Origin of the sequence: Corynebacterium sp. HMSC073H12 (genome assembly GCF_001837775.1) — a bacterium.
GTDB lineage: Bacteria > Actinomycetota > Actinomycetes > Mycobacteriales > Mycobacteriaceae > Corynebacterium > Corynebacterium amycolatum.
In genome coordinates this window covers 36,020-52,643 of sequence record NZ_KV834027.1, presented here as the reverse complement: position 1 = coordinate 52,643, position 16,624 = coordinate 36,020, and the positions used below count along the sequence as shown (strand labels likewise).

13 protein-coding genes and 1 tRNA gene are annotated in these 16,624 nt (G+C 61.1%); 2 read left to right on the top strand and 12 right to left on the bottom strand.

Features of this window, described 5'->3' with window-relative positions; translation table 11 throughout:
- Positions 1–15: 15 nt before the first annotated feature.
- Positions 16–1,629, top strand: a complete 1,614-nt coding sequence (locus tag HMPREF2708_RS02380) for a vWA domain-containing protein (RefSeq protein WP_070831848.1) — start codon at positions 16–18, stop codon at positions 1,627–1,629.
- A 144-nt stretch (positions 1,630–1,773) separates the two neighbouring features.
- On the opposite strand, the gene HMPREF2708_RS02375 is transcribed toward HMPREF2708_RS02380, so the two are convergent.
- The 5 genes from HMPREF2708_RS02375 to secA2 all read right to left on the bottom strand — a co-directional run bounded on the left by HMPREF2708_RS02375 (position 1,774) and on the right by secA2 (position 7,084).
- Positions 1,774–2,277 carry a MerR family transcriptional regulator gene (locus HMPREF2708_RS02375; protein WP_172620271.1) on the bottom strand — a complete coding sequence of 168 codons (504 nt, stop codon included), beginning with the start codon at positions 2,275–2,277 and terminating at the stop codon, positions 1,774–1,776.
- Positions 2,278–2,665: 388 nt separating this feature from the next.
- On the bottom strand, positions 2,666–3,265 hold the full coding sequence (locus HMPREF2708_RS02370) for a bifunctional nuclease family protein (protein WP_070831845.1): 600 nt from the start codon (positions 3,263–3,265) through the stop codon (positions 2,666–2,668).
- A 45-nt stretch (positions 3,266–3,310) separates the two neighbouring features.
- Positions 3,311–4,069, bottom strand: coding sequence for a transcriptional regulator FtsR (locus HMPREF2708_RS02365; protein WP_038625552.1), 759 nt, complete (start codon positions 4,067–4,069; stop codon positions 3,311–3,313).
- A 71-nt stretch (positions 4,070–4,140) separates the two neighbouring features.
- Positions 4,141–4,566: an oxoglutarate dehydrogenase inhibitor Odhl gene (gene odhI, locus HMPREF2708_RS02360; RefSeq protein ID WP_038625554.1), complete on the bottom strand. Its 426-nt coding sequence runs from the start codon at positions 4,564–4,566 to the stop codon at positions 4,141–4,143.
- A gap of 238 nt (positions 4,567–4,804) precedes the next feature.
- Positions 4,805–7,084 carry an accessory Sec system translocase SecA2 gene (secA2, locus tag HMPREF2708_RS02355; RefSeq protein ID WP_070831842.1) on the bottom strand — a complete coding sequence of 760 codons (2,280 nt, stop codon included), beginning with the start codon at positions 7,082–7,084 and terminating at the stop codon, positions 4,805–4,807.
- A gap of 217 nt (positions 7,085–7,301) precedes the next feature.
- Here secA2 and rraA point away from each other — a divergent pair, with 217 nt between their 5' ends.
- A complete protein-coding gene (gene rraA / locus HMPREF2708_RS02350; RefSeq protein ID WP_070831839.1) occupies positions 7,302–7,775 on the top strand; it encodes a ribonuclease E activity regulator RraA in 474 nt (157 codons plus the stop codon).
- Between the two features lie 98 nt (positions 7,776–7,873).
- Here rraA and HMPREF2708_RS02345 read toward each other — a convergent pair.
- The 7 genes from HMPREF2708_RS02345 to HMPREF2708_RS02315 form a co-directional block, all read right to left on the bottom strand.
- A tRNA-Pro gene (locus HMPREF2708_RS02345) sits at positions 7,874–7,947 on the bottom strand.
- 86 nt (positions 7,948–8,033) lie between these two features.
- On the bottom strand, positions 8,034–9,041 hold the full coding sequence (locus HMPREF2708_RS02340; RefSeq protein ID WP_070831836.1) for a PASTA domain-containing protein: 1,008 nt from the start codon (positions 9,039–9,041) through the stop codon (positions 8,034–8,036).
- Positions 9,042–9,198: 157 nt separating this feature from the next.
- Entirely contained in the window at positions 9,199–11,538 is a 2,340-nt protein-coding gene (gene der, locus HMPREF2708_RS02335) for a bifunctional cytidylate kinase/GTPase Der (RefSeq protein WP_070832479.1), read from the bottom strand.
- Positions 11,539–11,634: 96 nt separating this feature from the next.
- Positions 11,635–12,486, bottom strand: a complete 852-nt coding sequence (locus HMPREF2708_RS02330) for a pseudouridine synthase (RefSeq protein ID WP_083321855.1) — start codon at positions 12,484–12,486, stop codon at positions 11,635–11,637.
- Positions 12,487–12,865: 379 nt separating this feature from the next.
- A complete protein-coding gene (bioD, locus tag HMPREF2708_RS02325; RefSeq protein ID WP_070831830.1) occupies positions 12,866–13,555 on the bottom strand; it encodes a dethiobiotin synthase in 690 nt (229 codons plus the stop codon).
- A gap of 128 nt (positions 13,556–13,683) precedes the next feature.
- Complete coding sequence (locus tag HMPREF2708_RS02320; protein ID WP_246840303.1) at positions 13,684–15,054, bottom strand: adenosylmethionine--8-amino-7-oxononanoate transaminase; 1,371 nt, start codon at positions 15,052–15,054, stop codon at positions 13,684–13,686.
- A gap of 256 nt (positions 15,055–15,310) precedes the next feature.
- Complete coding sequence (locus HMPREF2708_RS02315) at positions 15,311–16,471, bottom strand: PDDEXK family nuclease (RefSeq protein ID WP_141762909.1); 1,161 nt, start codon at positions 16,469–16,471, stop codon at positions 15,311–15,313.
- Between the last annotated feature and the right edge of the window lie 153 nt (positions 16,472–16,624).

The following is a 16,624-nucleotide window of genomic DNA, read 5'->3' as shown; positions in this document are numbered from 1 at the left end:
AAGGGCTAAAACGACATGGGACGACACGCCTCGGGTGAGAACAACTATCGAGTGGCTAAGGGGCCTTTTATTGCCGTCTTGGTCGTAATTGTTCTGGTGGCTGCGGTTTTTGCCTGGGTTAATCTGCGCAAGAGCAACGATTCGTCGATTGATGCTGACCGTGCACGGTGTACGAAGGGTGACCTGACACTGGTGGTGACCGCTGACCCTGCTGCGGTGGGCTCGGCACAGAAACTCGTACAGGACTATGGCGAGTCAAAACCCGTGGTGAGGGACTTCTGCGTGCGGCCACAGATTACTGTGGCCGGCTCGCAGGAGGTTGTGAACGCCTTGGCTGCAGCTGACGGTGCTGAAGCTGGTGAGGGGGCTCCGCAGGACCCCGCTGCGGATGATTCTGCAGCTGACGAGGCCGGTGCCGGAATTATGACGCCGGGAGTCTGGATTCCCGCCGATATCTCTTTCGTGGATCAGGCGAAGAACTCGGACAAGGTCAAAGTCAACAACCCCAAGACATGGTTGCCGCCGATTGCCAGCGGCGTGGCCTTCACAACCAATCGTGCTGACCAGCTGAACAACGCCACCTGGGAAGAGCTTGCGGGATTGCGCGTGGCCGCCCCCGGTGGCTCCGATGCGGCACTGTCTTCCGTGATCAGTGCTCGACTTGGCGGTGGCCCGGATGTCGCTCGCGAACGCGCGGACTTGGGTGAGGTCTACACCTCCAATACTCTGCTGACCATGCTCAGCCAGAATGTTGCCGACTTCGACGGTGTGGCCGCAACCCAGCCCATGCTGCAGATGGCCGGCGAGGGGCTGAAGCTGGTCTCCCCTGCGGATGCACCCCAGTTGCACGCGCCAGTTGTCACCTTTGGCTCCGGCGGCAAGATCGACGAGAACACGGCTCGCGCGGCTGAGGACTTCCGGAACTTCGCCGCAGATCACGGCGCCGACGGCGAAGCTGCTGAGAGCACTTTCGGCCCTGAAGTAGCGGAGAACTTTGGGGTGCTCTCGCAGATTCAGACGGATTCTTTTGCGCTGCCGCCAGCACTGGAGCAGCCGGACGCGCAACAGCCCGCAACTGCGGTGGGTTCGGCACTCCTGCTTGCTGACACCTCCGAGGGCGTCGATGTCGGGGCGCTGTCTGCAGCCCTGACCGGCGCTATCGATGCGGCACCTGGCGGCCGTTACGGCCTGTGGACATTCGCCCCCGAGGTGAACCGTCTCGCGGAACTGCCCGCCCCCGATGACGAGGCCAACAATGGCGCAGATGCCGTAAAGGGTTCGCTAGCCGAACTTCCGACCGGTGGTGAGGCACAGTTCTGGCCAGCGCTTATCGATGCCTACCAGGCCGCCCGCGACACCTACTCCCCTGACAAACCGAACCGGCTCGTCGTACTCACCTCGGGGCGCGATGCCTCGGGCGCCGATGCCGCCGAGTCCGTCGAGCGAATCAAGGAACTCATTAGCCCGGACCGCCCGGTAGCGATTGAGGTCATCGTGCTTCCCGACGGGGACAGCTCCATCCCTGAACTGCAGGAGGTGGCGAATATGACCACTGGTTCTCTGCGCATTGCGGCTGACTACGGCGACGGTCTGGCCTCTCAGTTGGCTGCGGCAATCGGTACCGAGTAACCAGCAAAAAACCGCCTCCATCTGGTCCAACCTCGGGAGAGGAAAACGGAACCAGTTGTGGAAGGCGGTTTTCGTTTAGTTTGTTTCGCTTCTTTGAGCGGCGGCCGTAACAGCAACGCCGCTATCTAGCCGCATCGTTGGCTGTTAGGAGATGCGGCGGCGACGGCGCTCAGCCAGCTCGTCGATGCCAGTACCTGGGTTCTCCTGAGTACCGTCGATACGCTCGGATGGGAAGGAGGCGATGGTGCCAGTCAGTTCCTTCATAATGCCCGGGACAGCAATGCCGAACACTCCCTGGCCACCGTTGAGCAGGTCGATGACTTCTTCATTGGAGCGACACTGGTAGACGGTGCGACCGTCGGAAACCAGCGTGATGGTAGCCAGGTCATCGACACCGAGGTCGCGCAGGCGGTCGACAGCCAGACGGATGTTCTGCAGGGAAATACCGGTGTCCAGCAGACCGCGAACAATCTTCAAAACGAGGATGTCGCGGAAGGAGTACAGACGCTGGGTGCCCGAGCCCTTGGCGGTACGAATCGAAGGCTCCACCAGCTTGGTGCGCGCCCAGTAGTCCAGCTGACGGTAAGAAATGCCCGCTACCTGACATGCGATGGGAACGCGGTAGCCAACTTGCTCGTCCGGCCCCATGTCGAACAGGGATTCCTGGACCGCGCGTGGCTCTTGCGAGTCCGACGCACGGAGCTCATTGTCGCCAAAGAGCGAACCGCTGTTGTCGTCGACCATATAAATTCTCCCGAGGTAGTTTCACTGCCGTTATTTATCTTTCGCCAAGGTTAATCGGCTGTCAATACATCACAGGACGACACGCCGAATCTCTAAACCTAAAGTTAAGGTTTAGAGTTTGGAGTCGCAGTTTCCCCAGCTCAAGCACAACCCGGGAGAAAAACCCCAGGAAGGGGTGAAACTATAACTTAAGAAAAGTTACCCCTTTTATGGGGTCATTCAGCGACGTGCCGGAGGAAATACGCGCCACAACTACATCAAAAGTTGTCAGCTGTTCACTCCAGTCACACTGCTAACGGTCGCTATCGGAAGCCGAGTCGGCGCCACCGTCGGCTTCACCATCGGACTTCCTACCCTCCGCATCACCATGCGGCTCGGCAAAGTAGTCAGCATCAATACTGTCGAGGAATTCAGCAAACTCCGACACCGATGCCTCGACAGAGTCGGTCTCCGTGTCGTCGGTAAGCGAACCGCCATTGGTAGCGACAAGACGCGCCGACACCGACGTGGCATCGAGCACATCGCGCGCAACATATAGCGGCACCTCAAGCTCGCTCGCGATAAGGATTAGGTCGGAGGGGCGCATATCAATCTCTGCGCCACCTTCGAGCACCAGGCTGGCGATGAAAACGCCCTCATGCACGCCCGTAATCTGACCGCGTAGGGCGCTCTGCCCCACCATGTCCAGCGTGTCGACAAAGACGTCATGCATGCCCGGGCGACGCTGCGTAGCGCCAGTCTCGCGGGCGGAGTACTCCGTCGCCGTCGCTAAATCAATCCAAATCGGGATAATCCGGTTAGTCTCTTCGGCATGCAGGAGCAGCACCGGATCGTCCTCAGGAGGATGAGCCATCCAGTCTAGAAACTTGACTTCTACGAGTTTTTCGTCCATAACAGCGATAATTGTAGTGGGCCGCTATTCACGCGGGACTACTGACTACTTCCCCAGATCTTTGTTGACCTGGCGCTTGACCAAAGTGCCGTGCAGCGTGACCATCAGCGCGGTCATCTCACGGCCCATTTCCACAGCCTTCTGCTTGCCACTAGCCGCACGCGACTTACTCAGCGGACTAGCTGCCAGCGACACCAAATCAGCCTCACGAGTCGCAGCGGTACGCACAGTTTTGAGGTGGCGGGCATCCAGGCCGAACTCAGCCAGCTTGACTGCAGTCTCAGTGATGAGCAGGTCATCGCCGTCGAACATGTTCAGCGTGTCCGGAGTAATCAGGCCGACGCGGACCAGCTCAGTGATGAACTTCTCGCTAGCGCCGGTGCGCTCTGCCAGCTCCGCCTGGGTCAGTGAGACCACTGCAGCTTCGCGGAACTGATCTGCCGTCACCAGCGGGGTGACCGAAGCCAGACCGTCGCCGCCAGCGTTGCCCGCATCAATTTCGTCGAGCTGCTCTTTAATAACCTTCAGCGGCAAGTAGTTATCGCGCTGAACGGTCAGAATGTAGCGCAGGCGGTCAATGTCCGCCTGGCTGTAGCGACGATAGCCCGAGGAACTACGCGACGGGCACAGCAGCCCTTCCGACTCGAGAAAACGAATTTTGGACAGCGTTACATCAGGGAACTCAACCTTGACTTCCTTCAGCACAGCACCGATGGTCTTCTTCTTGCCCACCGAGCGTGCTTGCTTCGCAGTGCTTTCTGACGAAGCCGGCTGCGAAACCGCTGATTTGTGTACTGCTGCCACTGGTATTTTCCGAGCCTTTACAAAAATAAGGGGGTTAATGCCGACAGACGTCGACACTAACCGATGTCGAATTAGTTACCGATAAGGAATACGAGGCGGAACTTACCGACCTGGACCTCGTCACCATTAGCCAGAACCGCGGAGTTCTTCGGCTCGCGGTTAACGTAGGTGCCGTTGAGCGATCCCACGTCGACAACCTCGTAGGAGTCACCGTTCTTGCGGAACTCTGCGTGGCGACGGGAAACAGTCACGTCATCGAGGAAAATGTCGCTTTCCGGGTGACGACCAGCGGTGGTGACTGCCTGATCGAGCAGGAAACGCGAACCCGCGTTTGGCCCCCGCTTGACGACCAAGAGTGCCGAGCCTGCCGGAAGTCCTTCAACACCGGAGACCGTGGAGTCCGTGTTAGAGCTGGACTCCATCTCCTTCAGCAAATCTGCACGGAAGACCGAGGTGGTCTCGACCGATGCCTCTGGCTGGCCGCTATTGCTAGTCATATCTTTCCCTCCGGGATAACCTTGGGCGATTTACTCGTTACTTTTAAGATAATAGCGCCCCAACCGCTTTCGTGTTGTTATCTAATCCCAACCATGTTGTGACACAGCTCACCTACAGGCTATGTACAACATGATTGATATGCGTAAATACCGACATCGGAGAGCTTTCTCCGTGGGTGTACCTAGGCCGGTCACCTGAGAAATAATTTCAAATTGTTACCAAACCTGTGGTTACGGCTTACCTAAACATCGCTGCAATTGAACCGACGACCGAACCACCACCATTGCTCAATGGGTTGTCGTTGACCATGTACGTCCACGTCGAGCTCGGGCGGGCAAGTCCCGTGTCCTCCAGATGCGCGCCATCGCTATCGATTTCGACCTCCTGGAAGGTCTGCACTGAGTCGGTGACGGCATTGTTGACCAGGTTTTTAAAGGCACCGATGGCGGCGCGGTGGAACTCATCAATGGGGCTTTCCTTAGCCAGCGCGCGCAGGTGAATCGACTCCCGCAGATCGTCCAGATCCGCCAGGTGGTCCGACCACCCGCGATCCAGGTGGCTCAGCATAATTTCCCGGGCAGCGTCCTCGGCGACTTCGCGCCCGACTGCGGCTTCCACTTCCTTCGCCCGCGCCGATGCCAGCTTGGACAGTTCTTCCCAGGCAGCATTCGTAGTCAGCAGTTTCTCCCGGCGCTCATCCAGAATCTCGCGCTGGTCGCCGATGAGCTTGTTGTACTTCCACGTCGTCGCATGAATGGACAGCATGGTCGCCTCTGTCACTCGCTGTGCTCGGTCGATAAACTGGTATGCCCGCTTATCGCGGACGCGACCGTCGTCTTCAGGCAGCACGCTCAGTGTTTCGCCGGCAGCACCTTCGGAAATCACCGGGTCATCCAGTGAGACAAAGAACACCGACGAGCCCGGATCGCCCTGGCGCCCGGCGCGGCCACGCAACTGGTTATCCAGTCGGTCAGTGCGGTGCTTACCCAGACCAATGACGCATAGGCCACCGCGTTCGACTACGGCATCGCGGTTGGATTCGTCTGCACCTCCGAGGCGGATGTCGGTACCGCGGCCGGCCATCTGGGTGGAGACCGTGACGCGGCCAATATCGCCAGCACCCGCGATGACTTGGGCCTCCAGCTCGTCATTCTTCGCGTTCAGTACCGAGGATTCGATGCCGCGCAGGACTAGCGCATCGGCTAGTCGTTCCGATTCGGCCACGTCACGGGTGCCTACGAGGATTGGCCGACCGGTGCCATTGAGTTCCACGACCTCGTCGATAAGCGCGGCGAACGCGTCGTCGGTGGTGGCGTAGATGCGGTCGGGCTCGTCGTCGCGGATGCATGGGACGTTGGGTTCAATGACAGAGACGTGGAGTCCGTAGAACTCGCGGAACTGGTCGCCCGCGGAGGTGGCGGTGCCGGTCATACCGCAGGTGATGTCGTAGCGGCCGACGAGTTGCTGGATGGTCATGGAGTCCAAGATGCGGCCTCCCTCAGAGACTTGCAGGCCCTCCTTGGCCTCTACCGCCGCTTGCAGACCGTCCGGCCAACGCTGAAGTTCCGCCACGCGGCCACGCGAGGCGTCGATGAGCTGTACCTTGCCGTCGCGCACGATGTAGTCGACATCGCGCTGCAGCAACTCGTGGGCGTGCAGTGCAACGTTGACCTGAACCAGGGTGGTGCCGACGTGTTCGGCGTCGTACAGCGAGCTGATGCCAAGCAGACGTTCGACGCGTGCGGCGCCGGTTTCGGTGAGGAAAACGTTGCGGCGACCTTCGTCGACGGTGTAGTCGTCGCCGAGCTGCAGGCGGCGCACCACGTCGGTGATCTGTCCGGTCGGTGCGGTGCCCGGTTCATTGCCGGCAAGCACGAGCGGGACTAGCGCTTCATCGACCAACACTGAGTCGGCCTCGTCGATGATGGCGACGGCAGCTGGCGACTGCACGCGGTCTTCAATGGTCGGCGCGCAGCGGTCGCGCAGGACGTCAAAGCCGAGTTCGTTGACGGCGGCGTAGACGATGTCTGCCGCATATGCTTTACGACGCTCCCCCGGACCATCCTGCGGCGAAATAGCCGCCACCGAGAGCCCAAGGAACCCGAACAGCGGTTGCATCCATTGCGCGTCGCGGCCTGCGAGGTAGTCGTTGACAGTCACGGAATGCACGCGGTGGCCACGCAGCGCGAACCCGGCTGCAGCCAGGGCGCCGGAAAGAGTCTTGCCCTCACCGGTGGCCATCTGGATAACGTCTCCCTCCATGAGCGCCAGCGCGCCTTGCAGCTGCACATCGAAGGGGCGCATGGATAGGGTGCGTTGGGAGACTTCGCGGAGCGCGGCTAAAAGCTCCGGTGCATCGGTGGCGTGTTGGCGGGCGAAGTCGGCGAGGTCGGCGTCGGAAAGCGCCTGTACCTGTGGCTCGAGCTCAGCGGCGCGCGCCACCAGCCCTACGCTGCGTTTTTGGTTGCGCCCTTGCTTGCCGCCAAGAGCCTTCCAAAACCAATTAAACCCAGCCATCTTCTACCCTTTCCTGCGCACGTTTGGTTGTCGGCGCGTTCTGACTCACCAGAGTAATCAATCTGGACCGGCCTTCGAAGTGTCAATCGCTGCCAGCGAATTTGCACCATATGTCTTTGGTCACATCTTGAGTTTGAAACAATGGAGTTAACACTTGTTACGAGCACATTCTTGCAAGTATTTTCTTGGAATCATTTTTGGAAGGACTTGAATCCCTATGACAATCGAATTCATCCCCACCGCTGACCTGGTTGACGAAATCGGCCCGGACGTGCGTTCCTGCGATACCCAGATGCGCAACCTCGGCGGTCGCGTGGAGTTCTGCGGCAAGATCTCCACGGTCAAGTGCTTCCAGGACAACGCGCTACTGAAGAAGGTCCTCTCCGAGCCGTCTGAGGGCGGCGTGCTCGTCATCGACGGTGACGCTTCGGTCCACACGGCGCTGGTCGGTGACGTGATTGCGGGGCTCGGCAAGGACAATGGCTGGGCTGGTGTGGTCGTCAACGGCGCTATCCGCGACTCAAAGCTGATTGGCGAGATGGACTTCGGCTGCAAGGCGCTTGGCACCAACCCGCGCAAGTCCACCAAGACTGGCGAGGGCGAGCGCGACGTCGTTGTCTCCTTCGGCGGCATTGACTTCGTTCCGGGCGAAACGCTCTACGCTGACTCCGACGGTATTGTCGTTCGCTAGTAGCATCGTGTGCTAGACGGCAAACGAAACCGTAAAGCAATAACCGCAAACAAAAACCGCCGCCTCCCGGAATCTTCCAGAAGACGGCGGTTATTTTGTCGGGCTGACCGGATTTGAACCGACGACCCCCTCACCCCCAGTGAGGTGCGCTACCAAACTGCGCTACAGCCCGTGTGCACGAAAGTGCAACGAGCTATAGGTTACATCATTGGTGTTTGAAGGCGGAAATCGCCCCTGGTCCTTGCCCTGCCGACCGCGTTACTGCAGGTAGATGGTCACAGGCGTAGATGTCTCCGCCATCTGTCCCTCCGGCGGATCGATCGAGGCAACCTTGCCCATAATCGCGGCCACAGAATTGGTCGGATTGCCCTCTGCGTCAACGACGGTCACGTTCTGGTAGCCGTTGGTACGCAGCTCCACCTCGACCGAAGCCGGGCTCTTGCCCACCACGCCCTGCGGGATGGTACCCCAGCCGCTGCTGCGCTCACCGGGGCCAGGGATAGCTGGCGGCGACTCGCGAAGTTGATCGAGCTCCTGCTCAAGGCGTTCACGGGTGTCATTAATCGTGCCCGACGGGTCCAAGCGATCGGTAGGGCTTGTCGTGGTTTCTTCCGGCGAGGTTGTCGTCGGCGTCGGGCTTGACGACGTCTCCTGCGTCGGCGTCGCCGTATTGTCGTTATTGTCCTCGGTTCCGGAAGTAAAGGACAAAACCAGGGCTACCAGCGCGACTACGGCCACCATGGCGGCGATGGCCACGATGGCGACAGTCTTGCCCCACCCCTTCTTGGAGTCATCATTGCCACTGTTGCCACGGTTATTACCGCGGTTGTTGCCGTTGTTCGGGTCGCCGTAACCGCTTGCTCCACCTGCGGCACCTGCGGCGTATTGCTGGGTTGCACCGGCCTGCTGGCTCGCCTGACCATAGCCTCGCTCTTCCTCAGAAAGCGGTGCCCAGTACTGGCCACTACCCTGCGCGCCACTTCCTTGTGCACCGGCACCAGCGCCGGCTCCTGCACCGCGGGAGTCATCAAATCGCGTTTCATCGCCGCGCTGTAAGAACTGCGTTTCAGAGGAGTCGCCACCGAAGTATTCGGTCGGCTGCTCGCCCGCGAAGTCGGCATCTGGGTTGTACCCGCGATATCCCTCGTCCCGCGGAATGTAGCGAGTCGCGGAGTCATCGCCGTATGCGCCTGAGGAATCGCGCCCATAGCTGTTACCTCGGCCATCGTGCTGAGAGCCGTCACGGTTGTTGCCGCGCCTGACCATTGTCAGTTCTCCTTATCGCTAATTTACTGAAACTCTAAAATGCCAACGAAAAGCCCAAAATGCAATTGTCTAAATCACATTTTGGGCTTTTCTCGGCTCAATTCGAGCGACTAGCAGGGCTTAACCGAACTGCCTACCGGCACTTCCTAGCAGCTTCCTACCGGCGCTTCTTCTTTTCGCGGACACGCACCGCGATGCGTACTGGCGAACCCTCAAAACCGAACTCTTCACGCAGCTTGCGCTCCAGGAAGCGACGGTAGCCGTGCTCCAGGAACCCGGTTGTGAACAGCACAATCACCGGCGGACGCGAGGATGCCTGGGTGGCAAACAGCACGCGCGGCTGTCGACCGCCCCGCAGCGGTGGCGGGTTCTGCTGCATGATCGCGCGCAGCCAGGTGTTTAGGCGACCAGTGGAGATACGCTTATCCCACGACTCCACGGCCTCCAGCATCGCCGGCTCCAGCTTCTGCACAGCGCGGCCGGTCTTGGCGGAAATGTTCACACGACGAGCCCACGGCACATGTGCGAGCTGTTCTTCAATCTCGCGCTCGAGCAGATCGCGGCGGTCCTCATCCATGAGGTCCCACTTGTTGTAAGCGACCACAAGTGCCCGACCGGAATCGAGAATCATGCGCAGCACGCGCTGATCCTGCTCAGTAATCTGCTCGGAGGCATCGACCAGGAAGATCACAACCTCGGCATTGTCAATCGTCGAACGAGTACGCAGCGAGGCGTAGAACTCGTGGCCCTTGGCGGTCTTGGTCTTCTTGCGGATACCAGCGGTGTCCACGAAGCGCCACAGCGTCTCGTCCATCTGCACCAGCGAGTCCACCGGGTCAACTGTGGTACCGGCCACATCGCTGACCACTGCACGATTTTCACCGGAGAGCTTGTTCAGCAGCGAGGACTTGCCCACATTCGGCTTGCCCACCAGCGCTACGCGACGCGGTCCGGTCGGCAGCGACTTCGCACGCGGCACCTCCGGGAAGGAGGCCACCACTTCGTCCATCACGTCGGCATTGCCACGACCGTGGAGGGCCGAGGTTGGGTGCGGCTCACCGAGCCCGAGGGCCCAGAACTCCGCGACGTCGCCAAGCTGCGAATCCGACTCGAACTTGTTGGCGGCGAGAATAACCGGCTGCTCCGCGCGCTGCAGACGGCGGGCCATGACCTCTTCCGTGGCGGTGATGCCGACGGTGGTGTCAACGACCATGACAATCACATCGGCGGTCTCCATGGCGGTCTCCGCCTGACGAGCAATCGCCGCATGCATGCCCTTGGCGTCCGGATCCCAGCCGCCGGTGTCCTGCACCCAGAAGCGACGTCCGCCCCATTCACCCAGGTAGGAGATGCGGTCGCGGGTCACGCCCGGGAAGTCTTCGACAACTGCTTCACGACGGCCAATGAACCTGTTAACCATGGTGGACTTACCAACATTCGGTCGTCCCACAATGGCCACGGTCGGAAGAGCTTCTTCTTCCTCGTCGCTCACGCCAAGCGCCGCGAAAGCGTTTTCCAGCTCTTCCCAGTCGGCATCGTCGTCGATCTGGCCGGTTTCGGCGCGCTCGATGGCTTCGGAGATGATCGTCTCGTGGTCAGCGATCGTGCGGTCGATGAACTCGTCTGCGCTGGTGTGGCTTCCTGCGGTGCCCGGCGCGTTTTCGCTCTCCACGTTTGCGACCAGGTGTCCGGCGGTGTCGCCGTCAGCGTCCTCGAAGTCGCCGTCGTAGTCCTCGTAGTTCTCGGAGTCCTGGTAAGAGCCCTCGAACTCCTCGTTGTCGACATCGTCCCAGTCCATGGTGGACCCCGGGTAGCCCGCCTCAACGACATCGAGGACGTTTTCTACGACCTCTTCGATGTCCATCTCAGAGGTGTCCAGAATGATTGCGTCTTCGGCGGGCTTCAGCGGCGAGGTCGCACGGTTGCTGTCGAGTTCGTCGCGGCGGATGACGTCGGCAAGCACGGTGTCGAAGTCAGCCTCACGACCAGCGGCGATGTCCTGGTCGTAGCGGCGGCGGGCGCGCACCTCGGCGGAGGCGGTCATGAAGATTTTCGCCGGAACGTCCGGGAGCACAACCGTGCCGATGTCGCGGCCTTCCACCACACAGCGCACAGCCGATGCAGCCAGTGAGCGCTGGAGTGCGACCAGGTTGGTGCGCACGGCCGGAATCGCGGAGACAGCCGACACGTTGCGGGTGACCTCTGAGCCGCGAATCTCGCCGGAGACATCCTCGCCGTCGAGGAGGACGGCAGTGGAGTTCGGGTCATCGGAGACTTCCAGTGGCAGGGCGGCGGTCGCCTTGGCCACGGCTTCCTCGTCGGTCGGGTCAATGCCCTGGCGCAGCACCCACAGGGTGGCCACGCGGTACATTGCGCCGGTGTCCAGGTACTTTGCGCCCAGTTCGGTTGCGACCATCCGAGAGACAGTCGACTTGCCAGTGCCGGAAGGGCCATCGATGGCAACCAACAGCATGTCGTCAGTGTTCTGCTCGCTCATGTGGGCTCCTTCAGCTCCGTGTTGTTCGGCTGCGTGTTGTTCGGCTGCGCCATTTGCAGCTGCGCGGTTTTCTTCGTTCTTCTTCACTAGTGCCATTTACAGCCCCACCGCATTGTAGAGAGAGGTCAGCTCAGCGCGGTTGAGTGCACGGAGAGCGCCCGGAGTCTGCTCGCCCAGCTGGACAGTGTGAATCTTAGTGCGCACCAGACGCTCGACCGGGAAGCCCGCGGTTTTGAGCATCCGGCGCACAATGTGCTTGCGGCCCTCGTGCAGCTCGATGCGGACGATAGAGCGCCCCTGCCAGACATCGATAATCTGCGCCATGTCGGCCTTAGCAATGCCATCATCGAGCTCAATGCCCTTTTCCAGCTCACGCATGACCTTGGCGTCAACCTCGCCGACAACGGTGGCCATGTAGGTCTTGGTGACCTCGTAGCTCGGGTGCATCAGACGGTTGGCCAGCTCACCGTCATTGGTGAGCAGCAGCAGGCCCTCTGTGGGCGCATCCAGGCGACCAACGTGGAAGAGTCGCTGACCAGCGCTGATCTTCTCACCGATAATGTCGCCCACACACGGGCGGCCCATGTCATCATGCATGGTCGACTGCACACCACGCGGCTTGTTCAGGACGAAATACTGCATGTCCTCATTAACGATGACGCGGGAACCATCAACGCGAATCACAGACGTGTTCGGGTCCACCCGCACGCCCTGTCGCGTCACAATCTTGCCGTCGACCTCGACGCGGCCTTCGTCGATAAGCTTTTCCGCCATGCGACGCGACGCCACGCCTGCCTGCGCGAGCACCTTCTGCAGGCGCACGCCCTCACCTGCTTGGCTGTGAGCGCGCTTGCCCGAGCTACGACGGTCGGCGTCCACGTGCTGATGGCGCGCCGGGCGGGCGTTGGATACGTAGATGTCCTTCGCGTGGACGTTGGAGGTCTCCATCTTCGCGCCGCTATCGCGACGGCTGCGATTGCGCTGGGCGTTAGTGGAGCCATGTGCGCGGTTGGAGTGATTCTTACGGTTCTTGTGTGCCGGTGTGCCTTCTCGGCGAGCGGGTTTAGCCACTTGACCTACATCCTTTTCAAGCGTTGGAGAATGTTCTGTTTGTTAGAACGTCAGCGCCAGGCGACGCTGTTCTCTCCCCCGTGGGCCCAAAAATGGCCGGTGGAAGCAGGTTAATAAAGAGATTTACAGAGAAAGCCTCGCGCCTTGTCGTCTAGCCACCTTAGCACGTTTCTCGCAAAACGCCAGCTTAACGACGTCCCGCGCGGCCTCTACTTCGAGGCGCCGCCAGAGCGCCCCTTAAAGCGCTGCGGCTCCCCTACAGCACCGCAGCCCACTCTCGCACGCCCGGCAGCCACTGCGTAGCTTTCGCCACAAACTCCTGCCGCGCCAACGCGCCCGCTCCCGCCTGCACCGACCCCAGCAGCGGCACCCTGGTGATGCGCGGCAGTTCTTCCAGGTTCGTTTCGATGATCGGGTCGGCTTCTGCCGGCAGCGAACCGCCCACCAGCGCCGTGACATTGACCCCACGCCCCCGCGCCACCTCGACGGTGAGCTCCGCCTCGTTCAGGCAGCCCAGCCCCAACCGCGTCACGACCACCATCTGACTACCCGGCAGCAACACCGCCAACTCCGGCAACGCCCAATCCTCGCCGAGCCGCACCAACAAGCCGCCCGCGCCCTCCACGAGGACAACGCGGTTCGGCCCGTCGATAAGCTTGATCTTCTCCGCGATCTCCGTGGCGTTCGGCAGGCGCATTCCCGCGCGCTGCGCCGCCGCCACCGGCGCCATCGGCTCGGGGTAACGCTCGAAGCCATGCAGGTTATCGATCCCCGTCAGCTCCGCGACAGTGTCCAAATCACCGCCGTCAGGACCCGGAAATCCGGTCTGAATTGGCTTGACGACGTGCACCTGCCTGCCCTCCCCGCGTAGTGCCGCCGCCAGGGCTGCCGTGCCGATGGTCTTTCCAATATCGGTACCGGTGCCGGTAACAAGGACGATGCTCATGGTGGTTAGTGCTCCTTTTGGCTGTGGTGGTGTGTTGGTTGTGCTTCTTGTTGTGACGCTGTTGTGTTGCTTCGGTGCGCGGTTGGTCGTCGTGCTGATTGCGCTACTTGTTGTGTTGCTTCGCTGCGCTACCTACGTTTTTCCTCGGCGGCGACTATGTCCGCGATAGCCTCGCAGATGCGGTCGACCTCGTCATTGGTGCTGATGTACGGCGGCATGGTGTACACCAATTTGCCGAATGGACGCAGCCACACCCCGGCATCGACAGCTGCTGCGGTGGCCAAGCCCATGTCCACTGGGCGCTGCATCTCCACGACACCGATAGCACCGAGAACACGAACATCGGCCACGGCATCGCTGCTGGCTAGGGGCTGGAGCTGGTCGCGGAGTCGGGACTCGATGCGCGGGACATCCTCACGCCACTGCCCTTCTGCAATCAGGTCGAGCTGCGCGCAGGCCACCGCACAGGCCAAGGGGTTGCCCATGAAGGTCGGGCCGTGCATGATGCCTCCGCCTGCACCACTGGAAATAGTACGAGCCACATCGGCGGTGGTGAGGGTGGCTGCGAAGCTCATGAAGCCGCCGGTCAGCGCCTTGCCGACACACATAATATCCGGCACAATCCCGGCCGCCTGCGTCGTGAACAGGTCACCGGCACGGCCGAAGGCGGTGGCAATCTCATCCGCAATGAGGAGAATGCCGTGCTTGTCACACAGCTTCCGGAGCCCTACAAGCAGCTCATGATCATGAAACCGCATGCCACCAGCGCCTTGGACCACCGGTTCAACGATGAGGCCGGCGACGGAGTCGTCGATAAGCGAATCGAAGTGCGCTAGATAGCGTGCGCGTTCCTCTTCGGTTGCGCCGCGGGCGGGTGGTTTGTCGGCGAAGACCTGCGGAGTCCACTGGCCCGTCCACAGCGAATGCATGCCGCCCTCAGGGTCGCAGACGGTCATGGGCGCGCGAGTGTCGCCGTGATAGCCGCCGCGCCAGGTGGCCAGGCGGGTGCGCTCGGGATGCCCCTTGGCCTGCTGATACTGCAACGCCATTTTGATCGCCACCTCGACGGAGACGGAGCCCGAGTCCGAGTAGAAGATGGCATCAAAGCCGGGGCCCGCGAGTTTTAGGAGCTTTTCCGCCAGCTCAATGGCCGGGCGGTGTGTGAGTCCGCCGAACATGACGTGCGACATCGTGGTCGCCTGCTTCTTCGCGGCTGCGACGAGCTTCGGGTGCGAGTGGCCGTGGCAGGCGGCCCACCAGCTGCTCATGCCATCGATGAGGGTACGGCCGTCGGCGAGGTGAAGGTTCACGCCCTCAGCGGACTCGACCAGCTTGGGCGCGACCGGCGACGGGATGGGGCCGTATGGGTGCCAGATGTGGTCGGCGTCGAAGGCTGCGAGGTCGGCGGCGGATGCTTGCGTTGGCTGCGGTGTAGGCAACTTCGCGGATGCTGGTGCAGGCGACGGTACGAGTGGCTGGGCGGTTTCCGAGGCTGTCATGATACTCAAGCATAATACCTGTACAACACTGGACTTGAACACCGTTCGGGTTCGTGGTGGAACTTTTCGCAGGGATTACAGACAGTCTCGGCGACTTTACGACACCCATGTCACCTCGTGGCAGCTGTGGAGGTGGCATGAGGTGACACCCGTGTCGTGAAGTGGAGTCTGGGGTGGGGCCGGCAGCGGCAGCGGCAGTGGGCACCGGCAGTGGGCAGCGGCAGCGGCAGGGGGCTAAACCCGATAAGCCAGCCAGCTAGTACAGCCGCCCCGCCTGGCTCCACACACGTCGGCGACGCATGGCCAACTCGGCCGCCTTCCCCGTGATCGTGAGGGGCGTCCGCGCGAAGGCGTAGTTACCGCGATAGCAACTGCCGCCATTTGCTAGGTGGCGCCGGATTTCCGCGGCCGCTTGCCGCAAGGTGGCTACGGCGGTGCCGTCGAAAAGCTGTGACCAGACAATCCGGATGACATTCAGCCCGAGATTCTTCAGGCGCTTTTCGCGCTCCAGCTCCTTTGCGATTGCCACCTGCGTGTCCGCAACCCCGCCGTCGGTGTATTTCATACGGCCATCGAACTCGACGACCAGTCCAAGTTCGGGCAGATAGAAGTCCACGCGTGCGATGAAACCACGATCATCCCGAAAGGAAACCTGCTGAAGCAACGGAGCCCGAGAATCGTCGACAGAAGCTAGCCCCGCCTGGACGATTGCTCCTTTAGTGAGCGATTCCCCAATGCTTTCCGACGACGCTGTCGCTTGCCGCAACAACCTCCTGGCCTGTGCATTTCCCGGAGCACGGGGATACGCAGCCAACGTGGCCAACAGTTCCTCGGTGTCGGTGTGGCGCTGGAGGGCGGCGTCGGCAAGCACTAGTGCATTGTGCGGGGTGCGAGAACGGCAGACATCGATGACGGACTTTGGGACATCGGTGACGAGGCGGCCATCGACTTCTACGACGTCCTCGGGAAGAATCCGGCCGGAGACGCGGATGAGGCGTTTGTGCGGCTGGTACGGGCCATTCGGTGTGCTTCGCGATTGCCCGCGCGTGCGGCCGGAGTTGGCTATCGCGATGGGAGTGCCATGCGTCAGTAGAGGTAAACCATGGAGGGCAGCGGCAGCATCGCGGGTGATTACGGTGGCGGTGCCGCGATGGATGAGCGCTTTGACCTCCAGAACGTAGCGTTCGGTGCTGTTTAGGGCGAGCCACCTGTCGACGGGCACGTACGCGCCATGCGCGAGCCACAGAAGGCTGCCGCTTTTGGCTCGCCGGTGGAGATCACGGTCGGAGTGCTGGCCGATTCGGGAAATTGTGAAGGTGCTGGGGCGGGCGCATTCGCGCTGCTGGCCGGTACGGATGATGTCGTCGGCGTCGTAGATCCACTGCGGCATCGGATTGCGCTCCTGAGGTCCAGGCAACTGCTGGTTGGTGGGTGGTGTGTGCTGGGCGGTGCGAGTGTTTGCGTGTTTGTGTGTTTGTGTGTTTGCGAGTGCTACGTTCTCATTTTTGGGCTCACACGGAGACTCAGGAGGTGTCGATTTGACGTCGACTGTGGATAGTTTGCAGGTTTC